Genomic DNA, 21,348 nt, shown 5'->3' with positions numbered 1-21,348 from the left:
ATGGCTGCGCGCCCACACCGGCGGCGTCAGCCGCGCCGGCGCAGCCCCGGCCCGAACGCGAAGCCGAACGAGAGCAGCAGCAGCGACAGCGCGAGCACCGTCGCATTGCCGCTCGTCACGTACGGCGTGCGGCCGGCGGTGCCTTCGATCCGCACGTCGAGCGAGCCGATCGTGTACGGTTTCAGCTGGCCGAGCACGCGCCCCTGCGCGTCGATCGCGGCCGTCATTCCTGTGTTCGTCGCGCGCAGCATCGGCCGGCCCGTCTCGAGCGAGCGCATCCGCGCGATCTGCAGGTGCTGGTCGAGCGCGATCGTGTCGCCGAACCACGCGAGGTTCGTCACGTTGACGAGCACGCCGGGCGACACCGGATTGTCGCGGATCGTCGCCGCGATCTGTTCGCCGAAAATGTCTTCGTAGCAGATGTCGGCCATCACCGGCTGGTTGCGCACGATGAACGGCTGCTGGACCGGCGCGCCGCGCGCGAAATCGCCGAGCGGCATCTTCATCAGGTCGACGAACCAGCGAAAGCCCCACGGGATGAACTCGCCGAACGGCACCAGATGATGCTTGTCGTAGCGGTAGATGTCGCGCGAATGCGGCGTCACGCCGTACAGGCTGTTCGTGTAATCGACGATCCGGCCATCGGCCGTCACCGTGCCGCCGACCGCGCCGAACAGCACCGCCGTGTCGGTCGTGTCGCTGAAATTGCGCACCGCGCGCGCGAACGGCTCGGGCAGCTCCTGGATCAGCACCGCGATCGCCGTCTCCGGCGTGACGATCAGATCGGCGGGCTTGTCGGTGATCATCTTCTGATACATTTCGATCGCGGCCGTGATGCCCGCTTCCTCGAACTTGATGTCCTGCTTCACGTTGCCTTGCAGCAGGCGCACCGTGAGCGGCGCGTTCGCGGGCACGGTCCACGGCACGAGCGCGAGCAGCGGGCCGATCGCGACGAACGCGACGGCTGCGAGCGCCGGCGCCGCGACGCGCGGCGCGCGGGACGACCGGGGTGCGCCGCCTGTCGCGTTTGCATCGGCGCTGCCGTTTTCGCGGCGGTCGCCGTCGCCGCGCGCGCGCGCGACCGCCTGCACGGCGAGCGCCGCGACGAGCGCGAGCACCCAGCCGATCCCGTAGACGCCGACGATCGACGCATAGCCGGCGAGCGGCCCGTCGACCTGCGCATAGCCGCTCGCGAGCCACGGAAAGCCGGTGAGCACGGTGCCGCGCAGCCATTCGCCGACGGCCCACGCGCTCGCGAATGCGAATGCGCCGTGCCAGGTCGGCGAGAACGGGCGCGGATCGGCCGTGCGGCCGTTTTGCGCGTGGCCTGCGCAGAACGACCAGAGGCCCGCCGAGAACGCCGGATAGATCGCCAGGTACAGGCAGAACAGCACGAGCGCGCCGCCCGCGAGCGGCGCGGCCATCTCGCCGTACACGTGCATGCTGATGTAGAGCCACCAGATGCCGGTGATGAAGTTGCCGAAGCCGAACGCGCCGCCCGTGGCCGCCGCGTGCTTCCAGCTCGTCGTGCGCGTGAGCTGCGCGAAGAGCCACGCGAATACGACGAGCTGCAGCCAGCCGCCGTGCGGCGTCGGCGCGAACGTCAGCGTGTTGGCCGCGCCCGCGAGGAGCGCGGCCGGATAGTGCCAGACGGGCAGCGCGCGGCCGCTCGCCGAAGAGGAGACGCTCGGTTGCGAGCGGGTCGAGATCGGTTCGGCCATGCGTTGCGTCGGGAGAGCGGGTTGGGGAAACGGGCGGGCGGCGCGTCAGTCTTCGCCGGCCGAGCTGCTGCGCCGGCCCGCGAGCGGCGCGCGGCGCACGAGCAGCACGTGGATCTGGCGGGCGTCGCCGCGCTGGATCTCGAACAGCAGGTCGCCCAGGCGCACCTTCTCGCCGCGATGCGGGACGCGGCCGAAGTGGTGCGTGATGAGGCCGCCGATCGTGTCGACTTCATCATCGGAGAAATCGGTGCCGAACGTTTCGTTGAACTGCTCGATCTCGGTCAGCGCGCGCACGCGGTAGCGGCCGTCCGGCGCGGCGATGATGTTGCCGGCTTCCTCGTCGAAATCGTATTCGTCCTCGATGTCGCCGACGATCTGCTCGAGCACGTCCTCGATCGTGATGAGGCCCGCGACGCCGCCGTATTCGTCGACGACGATCGCGAGGTGGTTGCGGTTCACGCGGAAGTCGTGCAGCAGCACGTTCAGCCGTTTCGATTCGGGGATGAAGACGGCGGGGCGCAGCATCCCGCGCACGTCGAATTCCTCTTCCGCGTAGAAGCGCAGCAGGTCCTTGGCCAGCAGGACGCCGATCACGTTGTCGCGGTTGTCTTCGTACACCGGGTAGCGCGAGTGCGCCTTCTCGAGCACGAACGGGATGAAATCCTCGGGCTTGTCGGCGATGTTGAGCGCGTCCATCTGGGCGCGGGGCACCATGATGTCGCGCGCGCACAGGTCGGACACCTGGAACACGCCTTCGATCATCGACAGCGAATCGGCGTCGATCAGGTTGCGTTCGTGCGCGTCCTGGAGGATTTCGAGGAGCTCGGCCCGCGAATCGGGTTCGGGCGAGATGAAGTCGGTCAGACGCTCGAGCAGCGAGCGTTTTTCATGCGGTTTGTCGGAGGATTTTCGACTGGGATACGAATCGTTCATGGTGGTGCGCCCCGCGAATCGGAGGCGCGCTGTCACGGAATTGGCAAGGATACACCAAGGTCATGGCGCGACCGTGTCGACGGGCGTCCGCGCGAGCCGAAGCGGCTTTTCGCGCGATTCCGGCCAGACGGCGCGGCCTTGGGCGTGCCCTCATCGTAGCGCAGAAACAGGCGCGCGGGCGGCGGCGGAAAAAAAGCGCCGGATGGGACGAGATGCCGCGGCGCGCCGCGGAGCGCTCGCCGGCGCGCCGGGATGTGCGTCGGCGCGGCGATGTCTATGGTCGGTCGGATGGGCGCAGGACGGGCAACCGGGGCGCTCGGCAGAAGGGGGTGTGGCCCGACGCGGCAGGAAGCCGTGCGGCGAGGCAGGCTGCCAGGCCGGCGCGAAGGGGCGCGGCGCGGCGAGCCGAATTGCATGGTCGATCGCTCGAGAAGCCGGGCGGGACGTGAATTTCGCGAGGCAGGCGGGCGATGCGGGTTCGTGGAGCCGGTCGGCGAGACGTGGCGGGGAGACCGCGCGTGCGACCGGCATCGGCGGGGCATACGGCCGGGAGCACGATCCGTAACGGCGCGCGATGCCCGCCGGTTTCTCGCGCCGATCCGGCAGGATGCCGGCGGCGAACTATGGGCAGCGAACTACCGGCAGCGCGCGAGCAGCGCCTCGAGCGCCCGGTCGGGCATTCCGCTGTCGCGCAGCGCGTCGACGGTGCGGCTCACGTAGTCGAGCGTCGTGCCATAGCGGCCGCTCGCGCAGCCGAATACGGCCTTCACGACGTCGTCGGTCAGCTTGCCGGTGTAGGTCGGGACGTCACGCCGCATCACGAACGCGAGCGCGCTGACCCGCTCGCCGCCCGCGAGCGCGCACGGCAGCCACGCGGGACGATACGAGCCCATCGCCATCTCGCGCCGCCACAGCGCTTCGAGGTGCGGCATCGCGGTGCGGCCGGCGAGCCGGAACGCGAGCCCCATGCACGAGCCGCCGCGGTCGAGCGCGAGCACGAGCCCCGGCTGCTCGGGCGTGCCGCGGTTCACGCGCGACCACAAGTAGAGCCCGCGGTGGTAGCCGTGGACCTTCCCGCGCACCGCCTCGACGGCCGGCATGCCCGGGTTCCAGATCAGCGAGCCATAGCCGAACAGCCACAGATCGCTCGTGCGATCCCAGCCGGCGAGCGTCGCGCCGAGCGACGCCGCGAGTTCGCCGTCGCTCAGGTAGCGCGCTTCGCCGAGCGACGGAGGGTAGGGGCGGCGGGTGGGGGCGGGTGCGGGGCGGCTCACGGCGGGCGGGGCGATGCGAATCAGCGGTACGGATTCGGAAAGCCGAGCTTCGCGAGGATGTCGATTTCGAGCGCTTCCATCTCGGCCGCGTCTTCGTCGCCGCGCTCGTGGTCGTAGCCCTGCGCATGCAGCGCGCCGTGCACGAGCAGGTGCGCGTAATGCGCGACGAGCGTCTTGCCCTGCTCGCGCGCTTCCTTTTCGACGATCGGGCAGCACAGCACGAGGTCCGCGACCGTGACGCCGTCCGGCTCCTCGCCGTACGCGAAGGTCAGCACGTTGGTCGCGTAGTCCTTGTGCCGATAGCTGTTGTTGAGCGCGCGCCCTTCGTCCGCGCCGACGAAGCGCACGGTGAACTGCGCATCGGAAAAGATCGCGGGCTCGAGCCATTCGGCGATCACCTTGCGCTTCGGCAGCGACTTGCGCTGCGCGTCGCCGACCTCGTCGCCGTACTGGACCGCGAGATCGAGCTCGGGCTCGTGCGCCTGGGCTTCGCCGTCGGCTTCGTCGTGCGCGAAGTCCGGATTCTCGTCGGCGCCGACCTCGACGGTCACGCTGTCGTAGTGCTCGGGGCGCAGCGCGATCGTCGCGCGCAGCGACGGATCCGTGTGCTGCGCGACGATCGCGACCGCCGCGTCGCCCGAGCTGCCGGACAGGTCGAATATCAGGCTGCGGCCGTCGGCGAAGTCGACGCGCAGCGCCTGTGCATCGACGGTCTTGACTTTGCCTTTCGCGTCGAGCAGCGACAGGCGAGGGAACGCGGGTTGCGCCGCGTCGGCGCGTACGGGCTTTGAGGAACGGGACGATTTCATGACGCTTGCGTCGGTTTGAACGCGGTTGAGGATACACCAAACGGACAAGCCCCCGGAGCGCCGTTTAACAGGATCGCCGGAAGCGGGGAAGGTGCTGGCGCGCGGCGGTCGGGCGACTCGAAGGGGCGGTGTACGGCCGGCGCTCGGCGACGGGTGAGGGCCTGAAAACGGCCGGCTGTTCGGTCGGCGCTTCGCCGATGCAAGGTGCGCGGATTCGGGCGATCGTCGCACGGTGCCGCACCGGCCGGTACGCGAACGGCGCTCGATCGTCGCCGGATCGGCCGACGTGGTGTCGCGAGGTTGGGATTTCGATCGACATGCGCGCGGCCGAGCGCCGCTGCGGTCTATGCTGCCGAACGAACGAACGAACGAACGAACGAACGAACGAACGAACGAAGCGAACGAACGAAGCGAACGAACGAAGCGAACGAAGCGAACGAAGCGAACGAAGCGAACGAACGAAGCGAACGCTGCCCGGACAGGCCGCGTTTGCCGCCCGTCACCCGAGACGTGTGCAATCGCGCAAGCGGCCGCCGATCGAACCGATTCCACCGAGCCCGTTCGCCCCGCTTACTCGTCCTTGTGCTGCGCGTGGAACTCGTCGTAGGCCTCGACGATTCGCGCGACGAGCGGATGCCGGACGACGTCCGCGCTCGTGAAGCGCGTGAGCGCGATGCCGCGCACGCCGGAGAGCACCTGCTGCGCTTCGACGAGCCCGCTCTTGTGCCCGCGCGGCAGGTCGACCTGGCTCGTGTCGCCCGTGACGACCGCCTTCGAGCCGAAGCCGATCCGCGTGAGGAACATCTTCATCTGCTCGGGCGTCGTGTTCTGCGCCTCGTCGAGGATGATGAACGCGTGGTTCAGCGTGCGGCCGCGCATGTACGCGAGCGGCGCGATCTCGATCATCTGCCGCTCGAACATCTTCGCGGTCTTGTCGAAGCCGAGCAGGTCGTACAGCGCGTCGTAGAGCGGCCGCAGGTACGGATCGACCTTCTGCGCGAGGTCGCCCGGCAAAAAGCCGAGCCGTTCGCCCGCCTCGACGGCCGGCCGCGTCAACACGATGCGCTTGACCTGGTCGCGCTCGAGCGCGTCGACCGCGCACGCCACCGCGAGATAGGTCTTGCCGGTGCCTGCCGGCCCGACGCCGAGCGTGACGTCGTGCGACAGGATCTGCTTCAGGTATTCGCGCTGCGCGGGCGTGCGGCCGCGCAGGTCTGCGCGGCGCGTGTAGAGCTTCGGCGCTGTCTCGTCGACGTACGGTTCTTCGCCGATGCGCACGACGGGCTCGTCGAACGGATGATCCGGATCGCCGCGAAAGCGCACGTCGATTTCGGGCTCGCCTTCGCCATTGCCGTTGCGGCGCGAATTGCCCGGGTGGCGGGCCTCGACGAGCGCGAGCTGGATGTCGTCGACCGACAGCGGATCGCGCGCGCGGTTGTAGAAATCTTCGAGCGCCGCGAGCGCGGTTTTCGCGGCGCGGCCGCGGATCGAGATCCGGTGGCCGCGCCGCGACAGCGTCACGTCGAGCGCCTGTTCGATCTGCCGCAGATTTTCGTCGAGCGGGCCGCAGAGGTTCGCGAGGCGTGCGTTGTCGTCGCGCGGCGCGGTGAATTCCAGTGCTTGAGCGGTTTTCAAAGTGGCGTCGGGTTCCTGTTGGGCGTTCAGTGCGTGGCGGCGCTCGCGTCGTCGCGCGCGAGCACGAGCTCGCCGCGCAGCGAGTGCGGATACGCGTGATTGATCTTCACGTCGATCATCTGGCCGATCAGGCGCGGGTGCGACGCGAGCGGCGCCGGGAAGTTCACGACCCGGTTGTTCTCGGTGCGGCCCGCGAGTTCGTTCGGATCCTTGCGCGACGGCCCTTCGACCAGAATGCGCTCGACCTTGCCGACCATCGACTGGCTGATGCGTACGACGTTCTCCTCGATCGTCGCCTGCAGATGTTGCAGGCGTTTGAGCTTGAGCTCGCGCGGCGTGTCGTCGGCGAGGTTCGCGGCCGGCGTGCCGGGACGCGGACTGTAGATGAACGAGAAGCTCGTGTCGTAGCTCATCTCGTGGACGAGCGCCATCGTCTTGTCGAAATCGGCCTCGGTCTCGCCGGGGAAGCCGACGATGATGTCCGTCGACAGCGACAGGTTCGGCCGGATCGCGCGCAGCTTGCGGATCACCGACTTGTACTCGAGCACCGTGTAGCCGCGCTTCATCGCCATCAGGATGCGGTCGGAGCCGTGCTGGACGGGCAGGTGCAGGTGGTCGACGAGCTTCGGCACCTTCGCGTAGACGTCGAGCAGGCGCTGCGTGAATTCCTTAGGATGCGACGTCGTATAGCGGATCCGCTCGATGCCGGGAATGTCGGCGACATATTCGATCAGCGTCGCGAAATCGGCGATGTCGTGCGCCCCGAAGGAAGCCCCCTTGGGGGGCGAGCCGGCCGTCAGCGCGCCGCGGTATGCGTTCACGTTCTGGCCGAGCAGCGTTACTTCGCGCACGCCCTGGTCGGCGAGGCCGGCGATTTCGGTCAGCACGTCGTCGAGCGGACGCGAGACTTCGTCGCCGCGCGTGTACGGCACGACGCAATAGCTGCAGTACTTGCTGCAGCCTTCCATGATCGACACGAACGCGCTCGGGCCTTCGACGCGCGCGGGCGGCAGGTGATCGAACTTCTCGATTTCGGGGAACGTGATGTCGACCTGCGCGCGGCCGCTCGCGCGGCGCGCGTCGATCATCTGCGGCAGGCGGTGCAGCGTCTGCGGGCCGAACACGAGGTCGACGTACGGCGCGCGCGCGACGATCGACGCGCCTTCCTGGCTCGCGACGCAGCCGCCGACGCCGATCAGCAGATCCGGCTTCGCCTCCTTCAGCTCGCGCACGCGGCCGAGATCGGAGAACACCTTCTCCTGCGCTTTCTCGCGCACCGAGCAGGTGTTGAACAGGATGATGTCCGCGTCTTCGGGGGAGTCGGTCTTTTCGAGGCCTTCGGACGCATTGAGCACGTCGACCATCTTGTCGGAGTCGTACTCGTTCATTTGGCAGCCGAAGGTCTTTACGTAAACTTTCTTGGTCATGAGGATTCGCCGTTCGCAGTGGTTGACCTGGGGGCGTCGTTCAAAGTGGATCGGGGGACGGATCGGCGCGCCGTCAGCCGCGCGAAAGCGCGGGGCGCGTACGGAGAGATGCCGCCGGGAAAGCTCTCCATTATAGCTTTTCGGGCTTCGCGGGGCGGGCGGCGGCGCGTCGCGCGGGGAGGACGGCGCTTGCTTGGTTGCGCCGAGGACGGTGACCGGTAGGCGGCGTGTTTGCGCGACCGAGGGGATGTCCACGGCGGCGCGCGGTCCTCGCGCTGGAAGCGTGAAAGCAGGAAAGCGAATCCATGAAAGAGGCGCGAAGCCGAACGCACCCGCGTCACCGGCATGCGTTCAGCAGATCCTCAAGCGCCGCCTCCTCCTTCGCGAAGCGCTCGACGAGGAAGTCGAGCAGCACCCGCACGCGCGGCGCCATGTAGCGCTTGCCGTGATAGATCGCGTGCAGCGGCGCGTCGTGATGCCGCCACTCGGGCAGCAGCACTTTCAGCCGGCCCGCGCGGACGTCGGCGGCGATGTCCCAGATCGATTTCAGCGCGATTCCGTAGCCGCGGATCGTCCATTCGCGCGTCAGGCCGCCGTCGTTCGTCTCGTGCGCGTTCGCGAGCGGCACCGTGTAGGTTTGCGTGTCGTCGCCGCGCGTGAAGCGCCAGACGTTGATCGGCCCGGATGCGATCGTAATCACGTTGCACGGAAAACGGGCCAGATCAAGCGGGTCCTTCGGCGCGCCGTGCTTGCCGACGAACGCGGGCGATGCGCACAGCACGCGCCGGTTCGCCGCGAGCCGTCGCGCGATCAGCGCGCCGTCGGGCGGCGCGGCGAAGCGGATCGCGAGATCGATCTCGTCCTGCCACAGGTTCGACGACGAATCCGACGCCGTCACCGCGAACGTCACGTCCGGGTAGCGCGCGTTGAACTCGTCGAGCCAGTCGAGCAACTGATTGCGCCCGAAATCCGACGTCGACGACAGCCGCACCTTGCCGCTCACGACGTTGCGGCCTTCCTGCAGCATCGCGTCGGCGTCGTCGAGCGCCTGCAGCGCCTGCCGGCAGCAGTTCAGATATAGGCGGCCCTCGTCGGTGAGCCGCAGCCGCCGCGTCGAGCGCTCGAAGAGGCGCGTCGACACCTTCGCCTCCAGCTTCGCGAGCCGCGCGCTCGCGGCGGCGGGCGTCAGGTTCAGCTTGCGCCCGGCGGCCGACAGGCTGCCGAGCTCCGCCGCCTCGACGAACAAGCGGATGTCACCCAATCGATCCATGTGATTTTCACAAAATTTTTGAAAATGGTTCAAATGCTACGCTAATTATCAAAAATCCTGTGATTCGAGACAATGCGCGCTCATCAGGTCTTTTGATGCGGTGCGGCATGAGTCGCGCCGCATCCCGCACCCGGAGCGTCTCATGCCCCTACCGTTACTCGCGCTCGCGATCAGCGCGTTCGCCATCGGCACCACCGAATTCGTCATCATGGGCCTGTTGCCCGACGTCGCGCGCGACCTCGCGGTCACGCTGCCGTCCGCGGGCCTCCTCGTGAGCGGCTATGCGCTCGGCGTCGCGGCGGGCGCGCCGCTCCTCGCCGTGCTCACGAGCAAGATGCCGCGCAAGGCGGCGCTGCAACTGCTGATGTCGATCTTCATCGCCGGCAACGTGCTGTGCGCGGTCGCGCAAGGCTACGGGATGCTGATGATCGCGCGCGTCGTCACGTCGTTCGCGCACGGCTCGTTCTTCGGCATCGGCGCGGTCGTCGCCGCGTCGCTCGTCCCCGTCGACAAACGCGCGAGCGCGATCGCGCTGATGTTCAACGGGCTCACGCTCGCGAACGTGCTCGGCGTGCCGTTCGGCACGTTCGTCGGCCAGATGTTCGGCTGGCGCGCGACGTTCTGGATCGTCGCGGCGCTCGGCGTCGCGTCGTTCGCCGGGATCGCTGCGCTCGTGCCGAACCGGCGCGACGCGGCGGGCGCCGCGCTCGGCCGCGAGCTGCGCGTGCTGAAGGAGCCGCAGGTTTGGCTCGCGCTCGCGATGACGGTGCTCGGCTTCGGCGGCGTGTTCGTCGTGTTCACCTACATCGCGCCGATCCTCGAGGACGTGGCGGGCTTCTCGCCGCATTCCGTGTCGTTCGTCCTCGTGCTGTTCGGCGCCGGACTCACGGTCGGCAACACGATCGGCGGCAAGCTCGCGGATCGCGCGCTGATGCCGTCGCTAATCGCGATCCTCATTGCGCTGATCGTCGTGATGGCGGTGTTCGCGAAGACGAGCCATCTGCCCGTCGCGGCCGCCGTCACGGTGTTCGTCTGGGGGATCGCGGCGTTCGCGACGGTGCCGCCGCTGCAGGCGCGCGTCGTCGAGAAGGCCGCGCATGCGCCGAATCTCGCGTCGACGCTCAACATCGGCGCATTCAACGTCGGTAACGCGGGCGGCGCGTGGCTCGGCGGCGTCGCGCTGTCGCACGGGATGCCGCTCGACGCGCTGCCGTGGCTCGCGGCCGCCGTCACGCTCGCGGCGCTCGTGGTCACGATGTTCGCCGCGCGGCTTGATACGCGCGTCTCATCGGGTGCGGCTGCAACGGCGCAATGACGCATCGCAAAACGCTGTCCTCTGCGATCCTGATAACAGTGTGAAGATAACTTTGTTTGACGGGCCCCGAGCGGATGTTAGTCTTGCCTTATCTGAAACCGCTGGGCTCGCTGCAGCCCTGGAGGCAACGTCATGCATTCTCCGTTGGCGCTCGTGCGCGATGTGTCTTCACTGGATGCCGCTTCCGCGGCCGACGCCGACGCATCGCACGAGTCGTTCGATGGGCTCGAGCGGCTCGTCGGCGTGAACCTCGCGCGCTTGCGTGCGGAACGCCAGTTGTCGCTCGACGCGCTCGCGCGGCTTTCCGGCGTGTCGCGCGCGATGCTCGCGCAAATCGAATCGGCGCGCAGCGTGCCGTCGATCAAGGTGCTCTGCAAGGTCGCGGCCGCACTGAAGGTGTCGGTCGCCGCGTTCCTGCGGCGGCACGCGGTCAACGGCTTCGAGCATCTGTCCGCCGAGCGCGCGGTGCGCGTCGTCGGTTCGAACGGACGCTTTTCCGCGCGCGCGCTCTATCCGGAAGGCGAGCCCGCGGTCGCCGAATTCCACGAGCTGCGGATCGCGCCGCTGCACACCGAGCCCGGCTCGCCGCGCGCGCCCGGCACGAGCGTGAATCTTGTCGTCAGCGAAGGCACGCTCGAAGTCAGCATCCACGATCGCCGGCAGCTGCTCGCCACGGGCGACGCGATCGTGTTCGACGCGGACCAGCCGTACACGCTGCGCAATCCCGGCGATACCGAGGCGCGCGCGTTCCGCGTGACGGTGAACGCCGAAGTGCCGCCGCGCTGGCACGTGCCGGCGTGACGCCGGGCTGCGGTGCGCCTTTGCGCGTCGCGCGGTTTAGACGGCTTCGTCGGTAGGGTCTTGGCGGGTTCTCGCTGCGGCGGGCCCGCAGGTGTTGTATGCTTCACCCGCCGGTTCGTCCGGCAATCAGTGCGTCTTCAGGGCGGGGCGGAAATCCCCACCGGCGGTAGGTCGGCATGTTGCCGGCAAGCCCGCGAGCGCCCGCGCGATGCGCGGGGTCAGCAGATCTGGTCCGATGCCAGAGCCGACGGTCATAGTCCGGATGAAAGAAGATGTGCAGATGGTCATGTGCGCAGGTCTTGTCCGCTGCGCGCGCGGTGTCGTCCGCGCGGCGCGGGAGCGGCGTCGCGCTGTCTGTTTGCTAAGCCCTGAAACGTTTTTCGCCCAATTCTATCCGCGAGGAGCGTTTCATATCATGTCGTTTCCGTTGCCTTCGAAGTCGGCGCCCGCCGACGCTTTCTCCGACCTCCCGTTGCTCGCTGCCGAACCGGTGCCGCCGCGCATCGCCGCTGCGCTCGCCGCGCTGCGCGAAGGGCGCGCGGTCGTGCTGCAGGACGACCACGACCGCGAGAACGAAGCCGATCTGATCGTCGCCGCCGAGCGGCTCACCGACGAGACGATGGCGCTCTTGATCCGCGAGTGCAGCGGCATCGTGTGCCTGTGCCTGACGGACGAGCGGGTGCGCGCGCTCGAGCTGCCGCCGATGGCCCAATTGAACGAGAGCAAGAACGGCACCGCGTTCACGGTGTCGATCGAGGCGCGCGTCGGCGTGTCGACGGGCGTGTCGGCCGCCGATCGCGTGACGACGATCCGCGTGGCGATCGCCGACGACGCGAAGCCGCACGACATTGTGCGCCCCGGCCATGTGTTTCCGCTGCGCGCGGCGCCGGGCGGCGTGCTCGCGCGGCGCGGCCATACCGAAGGCACCGTCGATCTCTCGATCCTCGCCGGGTTGAAGCCGGCGGGCGTGCTGTGCGAGCTGATGAACCCGGACGGCACGATGACGCGCGGCGCGGACGTCGAGCGCTTCGCCGCGCAGCACGGGCTGCCGATGCTGACGATCGCCGAACTCGTCGCGTTTCGCGAACGGCTCGCGGCGGCGCGCGAGCGCGAACGCGACGCGTGCTGCGAGGACGCCGCCTGATCGATTCCGTCCGATTCTGCCGGGAGGGGCGCGTACGGCGCGCAAGCCGCGCCGTACGCGAGGCGATTTCGCGCGGCTACGACTGCACGTCGCCGAATTCGCCGCGCCTGCCCGCCTCGACGAGCGCGGGCAGTTCGTCCATCGAGCGCATGATCCGCGTGATGCCCATCTTGCGCAGCGCGTCTTCATAGCCGCCGGGGATGTGGCTCGCGCCGACGAACGCGATCGTCTTCATGCCGGCCGCGCGCGCCGCGTTCAGCCCCGACACGCTGTCTTCGACGACGACGCAGCGCGCCGGCTCGACGCCGAGCGTCTTTGCCGCGTGCAGGTACACGTCCGGATAGGGCTTTGGCCGCGCAACCTGCTCGGCGCTGAACACGCGCTCGCCGAACACGTCGGTGAGCGCCGCGCGCTTGAGCGAGTTGCGCACGCGCTCGAGCCGGCTGTTCGACACGACGGCCGCGGGCAGCGCGATCTTCGTCAGCGCGTCGCGCACGCCCGCGATCGGCGCGAGCCATTGCGCGAGGCCGATCTCGATGTTGTGATCGATCGTCTCGAGGAAATCCGCCGGCATCGCGATGCCGTGACGCGTTTCGAGGCCGGCGAGAAAGCGCGACGTCTGCTGGCCGAACGCGGCTTTCGCGTCGGCCGCGAAATCGATCGTGGGGAACGCGGCCGACAGCGTGTCGAACAGCACGCGATCGGCGATCACTTCACTGTCGACGAGCACGCCGTCGCAGTCGCAAATGAGGTGGTCGAGCATAGAAACAACGAAAATGGGATGAGGCGACGAAGCGCCATGATACGTGCTTTGCCGGCGGCGGGCGCGCTTCGTCGGCGCCGGCGCGCGATGCGGCGTGTCGCGCTGGCGGGCGGCGCTCGTTCGCTCGCGCCGACGCGGGTGCAAGGGGGGCGGCGTGATGGCGAAGCCGCGAGGATGTCCGCGGCTACACGGGTGTGTCGCTCGCGAGCGACAGGAGGTGAAGCGCAAAACGAAAAACCCCCTCGCCCGGCGAGGCGCGAGGGGGCTTGCGACCGTAGTCGACGCGCGGCCTGGATGCGAACGCGGCGCGGCGCCGCATCGCGGTCAGTGCGTCGTATGCAGATACAGATACAGGTTCGCCGCGAGCACGCCGCCGACGAGCGGCCCGAGCACCGGCACCCACGCATAGCGCCAGTCGCTGTCGCGCTTGCCTGGAATCGGCAGGAGCGCGTGCATGATGCGCGGCGACAGGTCGCGTGCGGGGCTCATCGCGTAGCCCGTCGGGCCGCCGAGCGAGATGCCGATGCCGAGCACGAGAAGGCCGACAGGCAGCGCGTCGAGCGAGCCGAGGCCGACTTGCGGCGACGCGAGGTACAGCACGCCGAGAATCAGCACGAACGTGCAGATCGCTTCCGTCAGTACGTTGTGCGTGACGCTGCGAATCGCGGGCGCCGTGCAGAACACGGCGAGCTTCAGATCGGGATCGGCTTCCTTTGCGAAGTGCTGGCGATACGCGAGCCACACGAGGAACGCGCCCGCCATGCCGCCCAGCATCTGCGACGCGATGTAGCCGCCCACTTTCGCCCAAGCGAACTTGCCCGCGAGCGCGAGGCTGATCGTGACGATCGGATTCAGGTGCGCGCCGGAGAACGATGCGGTCACGTAGACCGCGACGAATACCGCCATCGCCCAGCCCATCACGATGACGATGAGGTCGGCGCCCTTACCCTTGGTTTTCGCGAGCAGCACGTTCGCAACAGCGCCGTTGCCGAGCAGCACGAGGAGAGCCGTGCCGATGAACTCCGCGATATATGGTGACATGATGTCGTCTCTCTACCGGTATGGCGGGCTCGCGGCTTGCGTCGCGCGGCCCGCCTGATTGTTGTGAATATATGTATTGAATTGAGTTGCTGCGGATGCCGAACGAACCGGCTCAGTGCGTGTCGTCCGCCCACGCCTTCGCCGCGCGCACCGCGCGCTGCCAGCCGGCGAGGCACGAAGTGACCTGCTCGCTCTGCATCGACGGCGCGAAGCGGCGTTCGAGCTGCCATTGGCTGTGCAGCTCGTCGACGTTCTCCCAATAGCCGATCGCGAGGCCCGCGAGATACGCGGCGCCGAGCGCGGTCGTCTCGGTGACGCGCGGACGCACTGTGTCCACGCCGAGCAGATCGGCCTGGAACTGCATCAGCAGGTTGTTCGCGCTCGCGCCGCCGTCGACGCGCAGCTCGCCGATCCGGATGCCCGAGTCGGCTTCCATCGCCTTCAGCACGTCGAGCGATTGATACGCGATCGAGTCGAGCGCCGCGCGCGCGAGGTGCGCGGACGTCGTGCCGCGCGTGACGCCGAAGAGCGACCCGCGGGCGCGCGCGTTCCAGTGCGGCGCGCCCAGGCCGGCGAACGCGGGCACGAGATAGACGCCGTCCGTGTGCGGCACGCCGCTTGCGAGCGTTTCGATCTCCGATGCGCTCTTGATGATCCCGAGCCCGTCGCGAAGCCATTGCACGACCGCGCCCGCGATGAAGATGCTGCCTTCGAGCGCGTAGTTGACCTTGCCGCCGACCTGCCACGCAATCGTCGTGACGAGGTTGTTCTGCGATTCGATCGGCTTCTCGCCGGTGTTCATCATCAGGAAGCAGCCGGTGCCGTAGGTGTTCTTCACCATGCCGGACGTCGTGCACATCTGGCCGAAGAGGGCGGCCTGCTGGTCGCCCGCGATGCCGGCAAGCGGGATCTTCGACGCGAACACCGTGGTCTTCGTCGGCCCGTAGATCTCGGACGACGCACGCACTTCCGGCAGCATGCTGCGCGGGATTTCGAGCGCGTCAAGGAGCTCGTCGTCCCAGTCGAGCGTATGGATGTTGAAGAGCATCGTGCGCGACGCGTTCGTCACGTCGGTCACGTGCAGCTCGTGCTTCGTGAAGTTCCAGACGAGCCAACTGTCGACCGTGCCGAACGCGAGCTTGCCCTGGCGCGCCTTCTCGCGCGCGCCCTCGACGTTGTCGAGAATCCAGCGGATCTTGGTGGCCGAGAAGTACGAGTCGATCGGCAGGCCGGTCTTCGCGCGGACTTTTTCGCTCAGGCCCTGCGCTTTCAGCTGGTCGCAGAAATCGGCGGTGCGGCGATCCTGCCAGACGATCGCGTTGTAGATCGGGTGGCCCGTTTCGCGATCCCAGACGATCGTCGTCTCGCGCTGGTTCGTGATGCCGATCGCGGCGATCGCCGTGCCGTTCAGGCCCACGCGCGTGACGGCTTCCGCCGCGACGCCCGCTTGCGTCGACCAGATCTCCTGAGGGTCGTGCTCGACCCAGCCCGGCTGCGGATAAATCTGCTCGAATTCCTTTTGCGCGATCGACACGATGTTGCCTTGTCGATCGAACAGCATGGCGCGGGAGCTGGTCGTGCCCTGGTCGAGCGCGAGGATGTATTGATCCTGCATTTGTCTCATCTCCATCCGTACGTAGCGTACGTCGTTGTGATTGGCGCCGCGGGTGCGGCGCGTTTCCGGTGTTTCCTGTCGTCGTCCGTTGCCGCCGGCGTCGATGCGCGTCGGTCAATGCGCGGCGCTCGCCGCTTCGCGCGCGGCGCCGAACCAGGCGTCGAGCACGGCCGTCACGGTGTCGAGCGTGCCCGGCGCGACATGCAGGCCGAGCTTCGAACGCCGCCACAGCACGTCGTCCGCGCAGGTCGCCCATTCGGCGTCGCGCAGATAACGCAATTCCGCTTCATGAAGGCCGGGCGCGAGCTCGGCGCCGAGCTCGGCGAGCGACTTCGCGCGGCCGATCACGCGCTCGGCGCGCGTGCCGTACGCGCGCGCATAGCGGCGCGCGAGCGCGGCGGGCAGCCATGGATGGCGTTTCGCGAAGGTTGCGGCGAACGGCGCGAAGCGCGCATCGGCGATGTCGCCGCCCGGCAGCGGCACGCCCGCCGTCCATGCGCCGCGCGCCGCGCCGAGCGTGCCGCCGAGCATGTCGGTCGCCTCTTCGGCGAGCTTGCGGAACGTCGTGATCTTGCCGCCGAACACCGACAGGAGCGGCGCGCTCGCGCCGTCGTCCATCTCGAGGCGATAGTCGCGCGTGACGGCGGACGGGTTGTCCGCGTTCTCGTCTTCGAGGAGCGGGCGCACGCCGGAATAGGTCCAGCACACGTCGGCGGGCGAGATCTTACGCTTGAAATAGCGATTGATCGACTCGCACAGATAGCGCGTTTCGTCGCGATCAATGGCGACGCGCGACGGATCGTCGTGGTATTCGACGTCGGTCGTGCCGATCAGCGTGAAGTCGCGCTCGTACGGAATCGCGAAGATGATCCGCTTGTCCGGATTCTGGAAGATGTACGCGTGGTCGTGATCGAACAGGCGCCGCGTGACGATGTGGCTGCCCTTCACGAGGCGCACGCTGTGCTGCGCGCCGCGGCCGAGCGCGCCGTGCAGCACTTCCCCGACCCACGGGCCCGCCGCGTTCGCGATCGCGCGGGCGCGCACGTCGAGCGTCGAGCCGTCGGCGCGCCGAAGCTGCGCGCGCCATTCGCCGTCGCGGCGCTCGGCCGACACGAGCTTCGTGCGGGTGAGGATGCGCGCGCCGCGTTCCTGCGCGTCGAGCGCGTTCAGCACGACGAGCCGCGCGTCGTCGACCCAGCCGTCTGAATAGACGAAGCCGCGTTTGATCGAATCGATGAGCGGCGCGCCCGCCGGGTGGCGGCGCATGTCGATGCCGCGCGAGCCGGGCAGCAGTTCGCGCTTCGCGAGATGGTCGTACAGGAAGAGGCCGATGCGGATGAGCCATGCGGGACGCAGGTTCGGCATGTGCGGCATCACGAAGCGCAGCGGCCAAATGATGTGCGGCGCCGCGCGCAAGAGCGTCTCGCGTTCCTGCAGCGCCTTGCGCACGAGCCCGAATTCCTTGTACTCGAGGTAGCGCAGACCGCCGTGGATCAGCTTCGTGCTCGAAGAGGATGTGTGCGACGCGAGGTCGTCCTGTTCGCACAGGAGCACCGACAGGCCGCGGCCGGCCGCATCGCGCGCGATGCCCGCGCCGTTGATCCCGCCGCCGACGACGAGCAGATCGTAACGATTCTGTTGAGTCACCCGCTGATCCTATCGTTCATATAACAGAAAATGAGCGAACCTGAAATGTTCGAATTCGAAATTTAACGAACATAATCGAAAAAGTAAAGTTCGCTATTGAGGGCCGGGTGGCGCAGCGCACGATCCCGGACGATACTGGCGGAGGATCAACGAGCGAGGTGTACACATGCGTACGATGATCGCGGCCGGCGCGTTCGCGCTGCTGGCCGGATGTGCGGGCGTGCCGTCCGAATTCGGCGGCTGGGGCGGACCATCGTTTGCCGAGCTGCAGCGGACCTGCGGCGAGGTGCGCGATTATGGCGGCGACGCGCAGTCCGTCTATTCGGCGATGTTCGATGCGTGGGTTGCGAAGCGCCACGGCAAGCTGACGGATGCGCGCTTCTGTGCGTTCGAAAACGAACTTGCGCGGCGCCACGCGGCGCTGGGGACGAGCGCCGACCCGGCCGGGCGGGGCCGCTGGGTGAGCTATCTCAACGACGCGCGCGCGCAGGCGATCAGCTGGCGAGCAGCCGTCGATCCGTCGCTGCGCGGCGGTTGAGAGGCGGGAAAGGGATGGGCCGGAGGGGCGCGGCCTGGCACTGGCTGCGCCCCTCCGGCCAGTACATCACGAATATCGGAGCTTGATCGATCGCAATGCCGCGTCGCCGATTTCGGTGACGCAGTATTTCTTGCCGGAGCCGAGCGCCTCCAGCTTCACGAGCTGTCGCTCGAGCAACGCGTCGAGTTCGTCGCGGTCCATGTCGGCTTGGTCGGGAGCATCCTTCACAAGCAACAGCGTGGCGAATTCATGCGGACTTAGCATCGTTCTCTCCATGACAACCGTACTGTCCCGGGTGCAAGTGTCCGGTCGAGTGACCCAGCAAGGGAAGGCGTGGGGGGAAAAGCCGCTGTCCCGGCCTTGGCGTTATTGAGACGCCGCCCCGGTTGCGCAAAGTACGCGCAACCGCGCCGGGGATTTGGAGTGTAGTCAAGCGAGCCGGCATCTACAAATCACACCCTGATAATTTTCTGATTGACATCAAGGAATTCGTCAGGCGGTTTTACCGGTGCGGCAATTCCTTGATTTCACTTGAAGTTTTGGGTGCGGTGCAGCAGCGCGACCCGTCGCTCGGGCGGCGGTCCGGTCAGTCGGCGACGTACACTTGCGTGCCCGCCTGCGCGATCGTCTCGGCCATGTCGCCGGGCAGCGGCTTGTCTGTGAAGAGCGCATGGATCTGGCTCAGATGCCCCTGCCGCACGAGTGCCGGGCGGCCGAACTTCGAATGGTCGGTGACGAGGTAGACAGTGCGCGCGTGCTGGATGATCGCCTCGGCGACGCGCACCTCGCGCGTGTCGAAGTCGCGCAGCGTGCCGTCGTTTTCGATCGACGACGTGCCGATGATCGCGTAATCGACCTTGAACTGGCGGATGAAGTCGATCGCGAGCTCGCCGACGACGCCCTTGTCCCACGGCCGCACGATGCCGCCCGTGATCAGCACCTCGCACTCCGGATAGCCGCTCATCATGCTCGCGACGTTCAGGTTGTTCGTGATCACGCGCAAGCCTCGATGCCGGTTCAGCGCGCGCGCGACTTCCTCGGTCGTCGTGCCGAGGTTGATGAAGAGCGAAGCCTGATCCGGGATGTGCGAAGCGGCGAGCGCCGCGATGCGCCGCTTCTCGTCGTGGAACATCCGCTGGCGCGCGGTGTACGACAGGTTCTCCGAGCTCGTCGGCAGGCTCGCGCCGCCGTGGTAGCGGCGCAGCAGGTTCAGATCGGCGAGCCAGTTGACGTCGCGGCGGATCGTCTGCGGCGTCACGTCGAAATGAGCGGCGAGATCGTCGACTGTGACGAAGCCGTCGCGCTGCACCCATTCGAGCAATTCCTGCTGACGTGCGTTCAGGGTGAGGCGGGGGTCTCGTGTCATGTTCAGGGGTTTCGATTCGGCTCGATGGAGCGGGGAACTGGGGACGGCAATCCGCATTGTAAGGGCTGTTCGGGCCGATTCGTCCGGCGTGCGGCATACATGCCCGCGCACCGGCGCGGCATTCGATTTAGACTTGATTCATGCTTCCGGCGCATCAATTCATGTGACAAATAAATTTGTCGGGGCCGCCCATTCGCGTTGGAATGTCTGTTTCGATCCCGTTTACAGTCTACTTGCGATGAATCTTCACTCGAACATGCCCGGCGCGACCTTCTCGTGGCGCAACCCGTATCCGACGACGCGCGTGCCGGTATTCGCGCGCAACGTCGTGTCGACGTCGCATCCGCTCGCCGCGCAGGCGGGGCTCAGGATGCTGTGGAAGGGCGGCAACGCAGTCGATGCGGCGATTGCCGCGGCGGCTGCGATCACCGTCGTCGAGCCGGTGTCGTGCGGCCTCGGCGGCGACGCGTTCGCGCTCGTCTGGGACGGCGCGAAGCTGCACGGCCTGAACGCATCGGGCGTTGCGCCCGCTGCGTGGAGCGTCGACTACTTCCGCCGCCGGCACGGCGAAGCGGGCAACGGCCTCGCGCGGCAGCCGACGCGCGGCTGGGACACGGTGACGGTGCCCGGCGTGATCGCCGGCTGGGAAGCGCTGCATGCGAAATTCGGCTCGCTGCCGTTCGCCGACCTCCTCGAGCCGGCGATCGAGCTCGCGGAGCGCGGGCATGCGGTCGCTGCGATCGTCGCGCACAAGTGGGCGGCCGCCGTGCCCGAGCTGAAGAACCAGCCGGGTTTCGCGGAGACCTTCATGCCGTGCGGCCGCGCGCCCGAGGTGGCCGAGCTGTTGCGGCTGCCGGGCCATGCGAAGACGCTGCGCACGCTCGCGGCCGAAGGCGCGCGCGCTTTCTACGAAGGCGGCATCGCCGAGACGATCGCCGCGTTCTTCCGCGAAGGCGGCGGCGCGCTGAGCGCGGACGACCTGCGCGCGTACCGGCCCGAGTGGGTCGAGCCGATCGGCAAGGACTATCGCGGCTACACGGTGCACGAGATCCCGCCGAACGGGCAGGGGATCGCCGCGCTGATCGCGCTCGGCATCATGGAGCGCTTCGATCTCGCCGACCTGCCGCTCGATTCGGCGGATTCGCAGCACGTGCAGATCGAGGCGATGAAGCTCGCGTTCGCCGACGTCCACCGCTACGTCGCCGATCCGCGCGCGATGGCAGTCACGCCCGCCCAGATGCTCGACGACGCGTATCTCGACGCGCGCGCGAAGCTGATCGACGTCGAGCGCGCGACGCACTTCACGTTCGGGATGCCGCGCGCGGGCGGCACGATCTATCTGTCGGCGGCCGACGAGCGCGGGATGATGGTGAGCTTCATCCAGTCCAACTACATGGGCTTCGGCTCGGGACTCGTCGTGCCGGGCACCGGGATCGCGCTGCAGAACCGCGGCTGCGGATTCTCGATGGACCCGGCGTCGCCGAACGTCGTCGCGGGCGGCAAGCGGCCGTTCCATACGATCATCCCGGCGTTCGTCACGCAGCAGGCGGACGGGCGGCAACAAGCCGTGATGAGCTTCGGCGTGATGGGCGGCGACATGCAGCCGCAGGGCCATCTGCAGACGATCGTGCGGATGCTCGGCTACGGCCAGCAGCCGCAGGCCGCATGCGACGCGCCGCGCTGGAGGGTGAGCCGGTCGTTCACGCTCGATGTCGAGGCGGCGCTCGATGCGTCCGTCGTCGATTCGCTCGCCGCGCGCGGCCATACGATCCAGGCGATCGACGATCCTTACATGGACTTCGGGTCCGGCCAGTTCATCTGGCGGCTCGACCGCAGCGAACCCGACCGCGGCTACGTCGCGGCGAGCGACAGCCGGCGCGACGGTCTCGCGGCGGGTTTCTGACGCGCACGGGATGCGCGCGCCGCGCATGCGTCTTGCGCGCGGCGTTCGTTGCAGGCGAAACGATATCGAAAGGCATTTCAAAAAAGGCTTTCGCTTTCGATATCGCACGCCTTTTCGAATTACGGGTCTAATATTGCGTGATAATC

At 67.8% G+C, this 21,348-nt stretch carries 18 protein-coding genes and 1 riboswitch; of the genes, 5 read left to right on the top strand and 13 right to left on the bottom strand.

Annotated features, from left to right (window positions below; translation table 11 throughout):
- Positions 1–26: 26 nt before the first annotated feature.
- From lnt to WS69_RS01625, 7 genes are all read right to left on the bottom strand, one after another.
- Positions 27–1,721: an apolipoprotein N-acyltransferase gene (gene lnt, locus WS69_RS01655; protein ID WP_059469095.1), complete on the bottom strand. Its 1,695-nt coding sequence runs from the start codon at positions 1,719–1,721 to the stop codon at positions 27–29.
- Positions 1,722–1,766: 45 nt separating this feature from the next.
- Complete coding sequence (locus WS69_RS01650) at positions 1,767–2,654, bottom strand: HlyC/CorC family transporter (protein WP_038751910.1); 888 nt, start codon at positions 2,652–2,654, stop codon at positions 1,767–1,769.
- Positions 2,655–3,289: 635 nt separating this feature from the next.
- On the bottom strand, positions 3,290–3,928 hold the full coding sequence (locus WS69_RS01645) for a gamma-glutamylcyclotransferase (RefSeq protein WP_059469094.1): 639 nt from the start codon (positions 3,926–3,928) through the stop codon (positions 3,290–3,292).
- Between the two features lie 20 nt (positions 3,929–3,948).
- The gene (ybeY, locus tag WS69_RS01640) at positions 3,949–4,737 is read right to left on the bottom strand and encodes an rRNA maturation RNase YbeY (RefSeq protein WP_059469093.1); all 789 of its coding nucleotides are present in this window, start codon (positions 4,735–4,737) and stop codon (positions 3,949–3,951) included.
- Positions 4,738–5,307: 570 nt separating this feature from the next.
- Positions 5,308–6,372, bottom strand: coding sequence for a PhoH family protein (locus WS69_RS01635; RefSeq protein ID WP_059469092.1), 1,065 nt, complete (start codon positions 6,370–6,372; stop codon positions 5,308–5,310).
- Positions 6,373–6,398: 26 nt separating this feature from the next.
- Positions 6,399–7,799 (bottom strand): tRNA (N6-isopentenyl adenosine(37)-C2)-methylthiotransferase MiaB, encoded by a 1,401-nt coding sequence (miaB, locus tag WS69_RS01630; protein WP_059469091.1) that lies wholly within the window; start codon positions 7,797–7,799, stop codon positions 6,399–6,401.
- A gap of 337 nt (positions 7,800–8,136) precedes the next feature.
- A complete protein-coding gene (locus WS69_RS01625) occupies positions 8,137–9,069 on the bottom strand; it encodes a LysR family transcriptional regulator (RefSeq protein WP_059469090.1) in 933 nt (310 codons plus the stop codon).
- Positions 9,070–9,211: 142 nt separating this feature from the next.
- Between WS69_RS01625 and WS69_RS01620 the strand changes: the two genes are divergently transcribed.
- The 3 genes from WS69_RS01620 (at position 9,212) to ribB (ending at position 12,329) form a co-directional block, all read left to right on the top strand.
- Complete coding sequence (locus tag WS69_RS01620; protein WP_059469134.1) at positions 9,212–10,384, top strand: MFS transporter; 1,173 nt, start codon at positions 9,212–9,214, stop codon at positions 10,382–10,384.
- A 132-nt stretch (positions 10,385–10,516) separates the two neighbouring features.
- Positions 10,517–11,185: a helix-turn-helix domain-containing protein gene (locus WS69_RS01615; RefSeq protein ID WP_059469089.1), complete on the top strand. Its 669-nt coding sequence runs from the start codon at positions 10,517–10,519 to the stop codon at positions 11,183–11,185.
- A gap of 129 nt (positions 11,186–11,314) precedes the next feature.
- A riboswitch (FMN riboswitch) is annotated at positions 11,315–11,463 on the top strand.
- A gap of 137 nt (positions 11,464–11,600) precedes the next feature.
- Positions 11,601–12,329 (top strand): 3,4-dihydroxy-2-butanone-4-phosphate synthase, encoded by a 729-nt coding sequence (gene ribB / locus WS69_RS01610; protein ID WP_059469088.1) that lies wholly within the window; start codon positions 11,601–11,603, stop codon positions 12,327–12,329.
- A 76-nt stretch (positions 12,330–12,405) separates the two neighbouring features.
- Here the strand turns inward: ribB and WS69_RS01605 are convergent, their stop codons facing one another.
- The 4 genes from WS69_RS01605 to glpD form a co-directional block, all read right to left on the bottom strand.
- Positions 12,406–13,092 carry an HAD family hydrolase gene (locus WS69_RS01605; protein WP_059469087.1) on the bottom strand — a complete coding sequence of 229 codons (687 nt, stop codon included), beginning with the start codon at positions 13,090–13,092 and terminating at the stop codon, positions 12,406–12,408.
- Between the two features lie 324 nt (positions 13,093–13,416).
- On the bottom strand, positions 13,417–14,133 hold the full coding sequence (locus WS69_RS01600) for an MIP/aquaporin family protein (RefSeq protein ID WP_059469086.1): 717 nt from the start codon (positions 14,131–14,133) through the stop codon (positions 13,417–13,419).
- A gap of 112 nt (positions 14,134–14,245) precedes the next feature.
- Positions 14,246–15,748, bottom strand: coding sequence for a glycerol kinase GlpK (gene glpK / locus WS69_RS01595; protein WP_059469133.1), 1,503 nt, complete (start codon positions 15,746–15,748; stop codon positions 14,246–14,248).
- 114 nt (positions 15,749–15,862) lie between these two features.
- The gene (glpD, locus tag WS69_RS01590) at positions 15,863–17,395 is read right to left on the bottom strand and encodes a glycerol-3-phosphate dehydrogenase (protein WP_059469085.1); all 1,533 of its coding nucleotides are present in this window, start codon (positions 17,393–17,395) and stop codon (positions 15,863–15,865) included.
- 166 nt (positions 17,396–17,561) lie between these two features.
- On the opposite strand from glpD, the gene WS69_RS01585 reads away from it, so the two are divergent.
- Positions 17,562–17,933 carry a hypothetical protein gene (locus WS69_RS01585; protein WP_059469084.1) on the top strand — a complete coding sequence of 124 codons (372 nt, stop codon included), beginning with the start codon at positions 17,562–17,564 and terminating at the stop codon, positions 17,931–17,933.
- 66 nt (positions 17,934–17,999) lie between these two features.
- On the opposite strand, the gene WS69_RS01580 is transcribed toward WS69_RS01585, so the two are convergent.
- A complete protein-coding gene (locus tag WS69_RS01580) occupies positions 18,000–18,197 on the bottom strand; it encodes a phage tail assembly chaperone (protein WP_010101796.1) in 198 nt (65 codons plus the stop codon).
- 322 nt (positions 18,198–18,519) lie between these two features.
- A complete protein-coding gene (locus WS69_RS01575) occupies positions 18,520–19,299 on the bottom strand; it encodes a DeoR/GlpR family DNA-binding transcription regulator (RefSeq protein WP_059469083.1) in 780 nt (259 codons plus the stop codon).
- 238 nt (positions 19,300–19,537) lie between these two features.
- On the opposite strand from WS69_RS01575, the gene WS69_RS01570 reads away from it, so the two are divergent.
- Positions 19,538–21,202, top strand: a complete 1,665-nt coding sequence (locus WS69_RS01570) for a gamma-glutamyltransferase family protein (protein WP_082715875.1) — start codon at positions 19,538–19,540, stop codon at positions 21,200–21,202.
- The last annotated feature ends 146 nt before the right edge of the window (positions 21,203–21,348 follow it).

The organism is Burkholderia sp. BDU5, from assembly GCF_001522845.1.
Taxonomy (GTDB): domain Bacteria; phylum Pseudomonadota; class Gammaproteobacteria; order Burkholderiales; family Burkholderiaceae; genus Burkholderia; species Burkholderia mayonis.
This window is presented reverse-complemented; position numbering and strand designations above follow the sequence as displayed.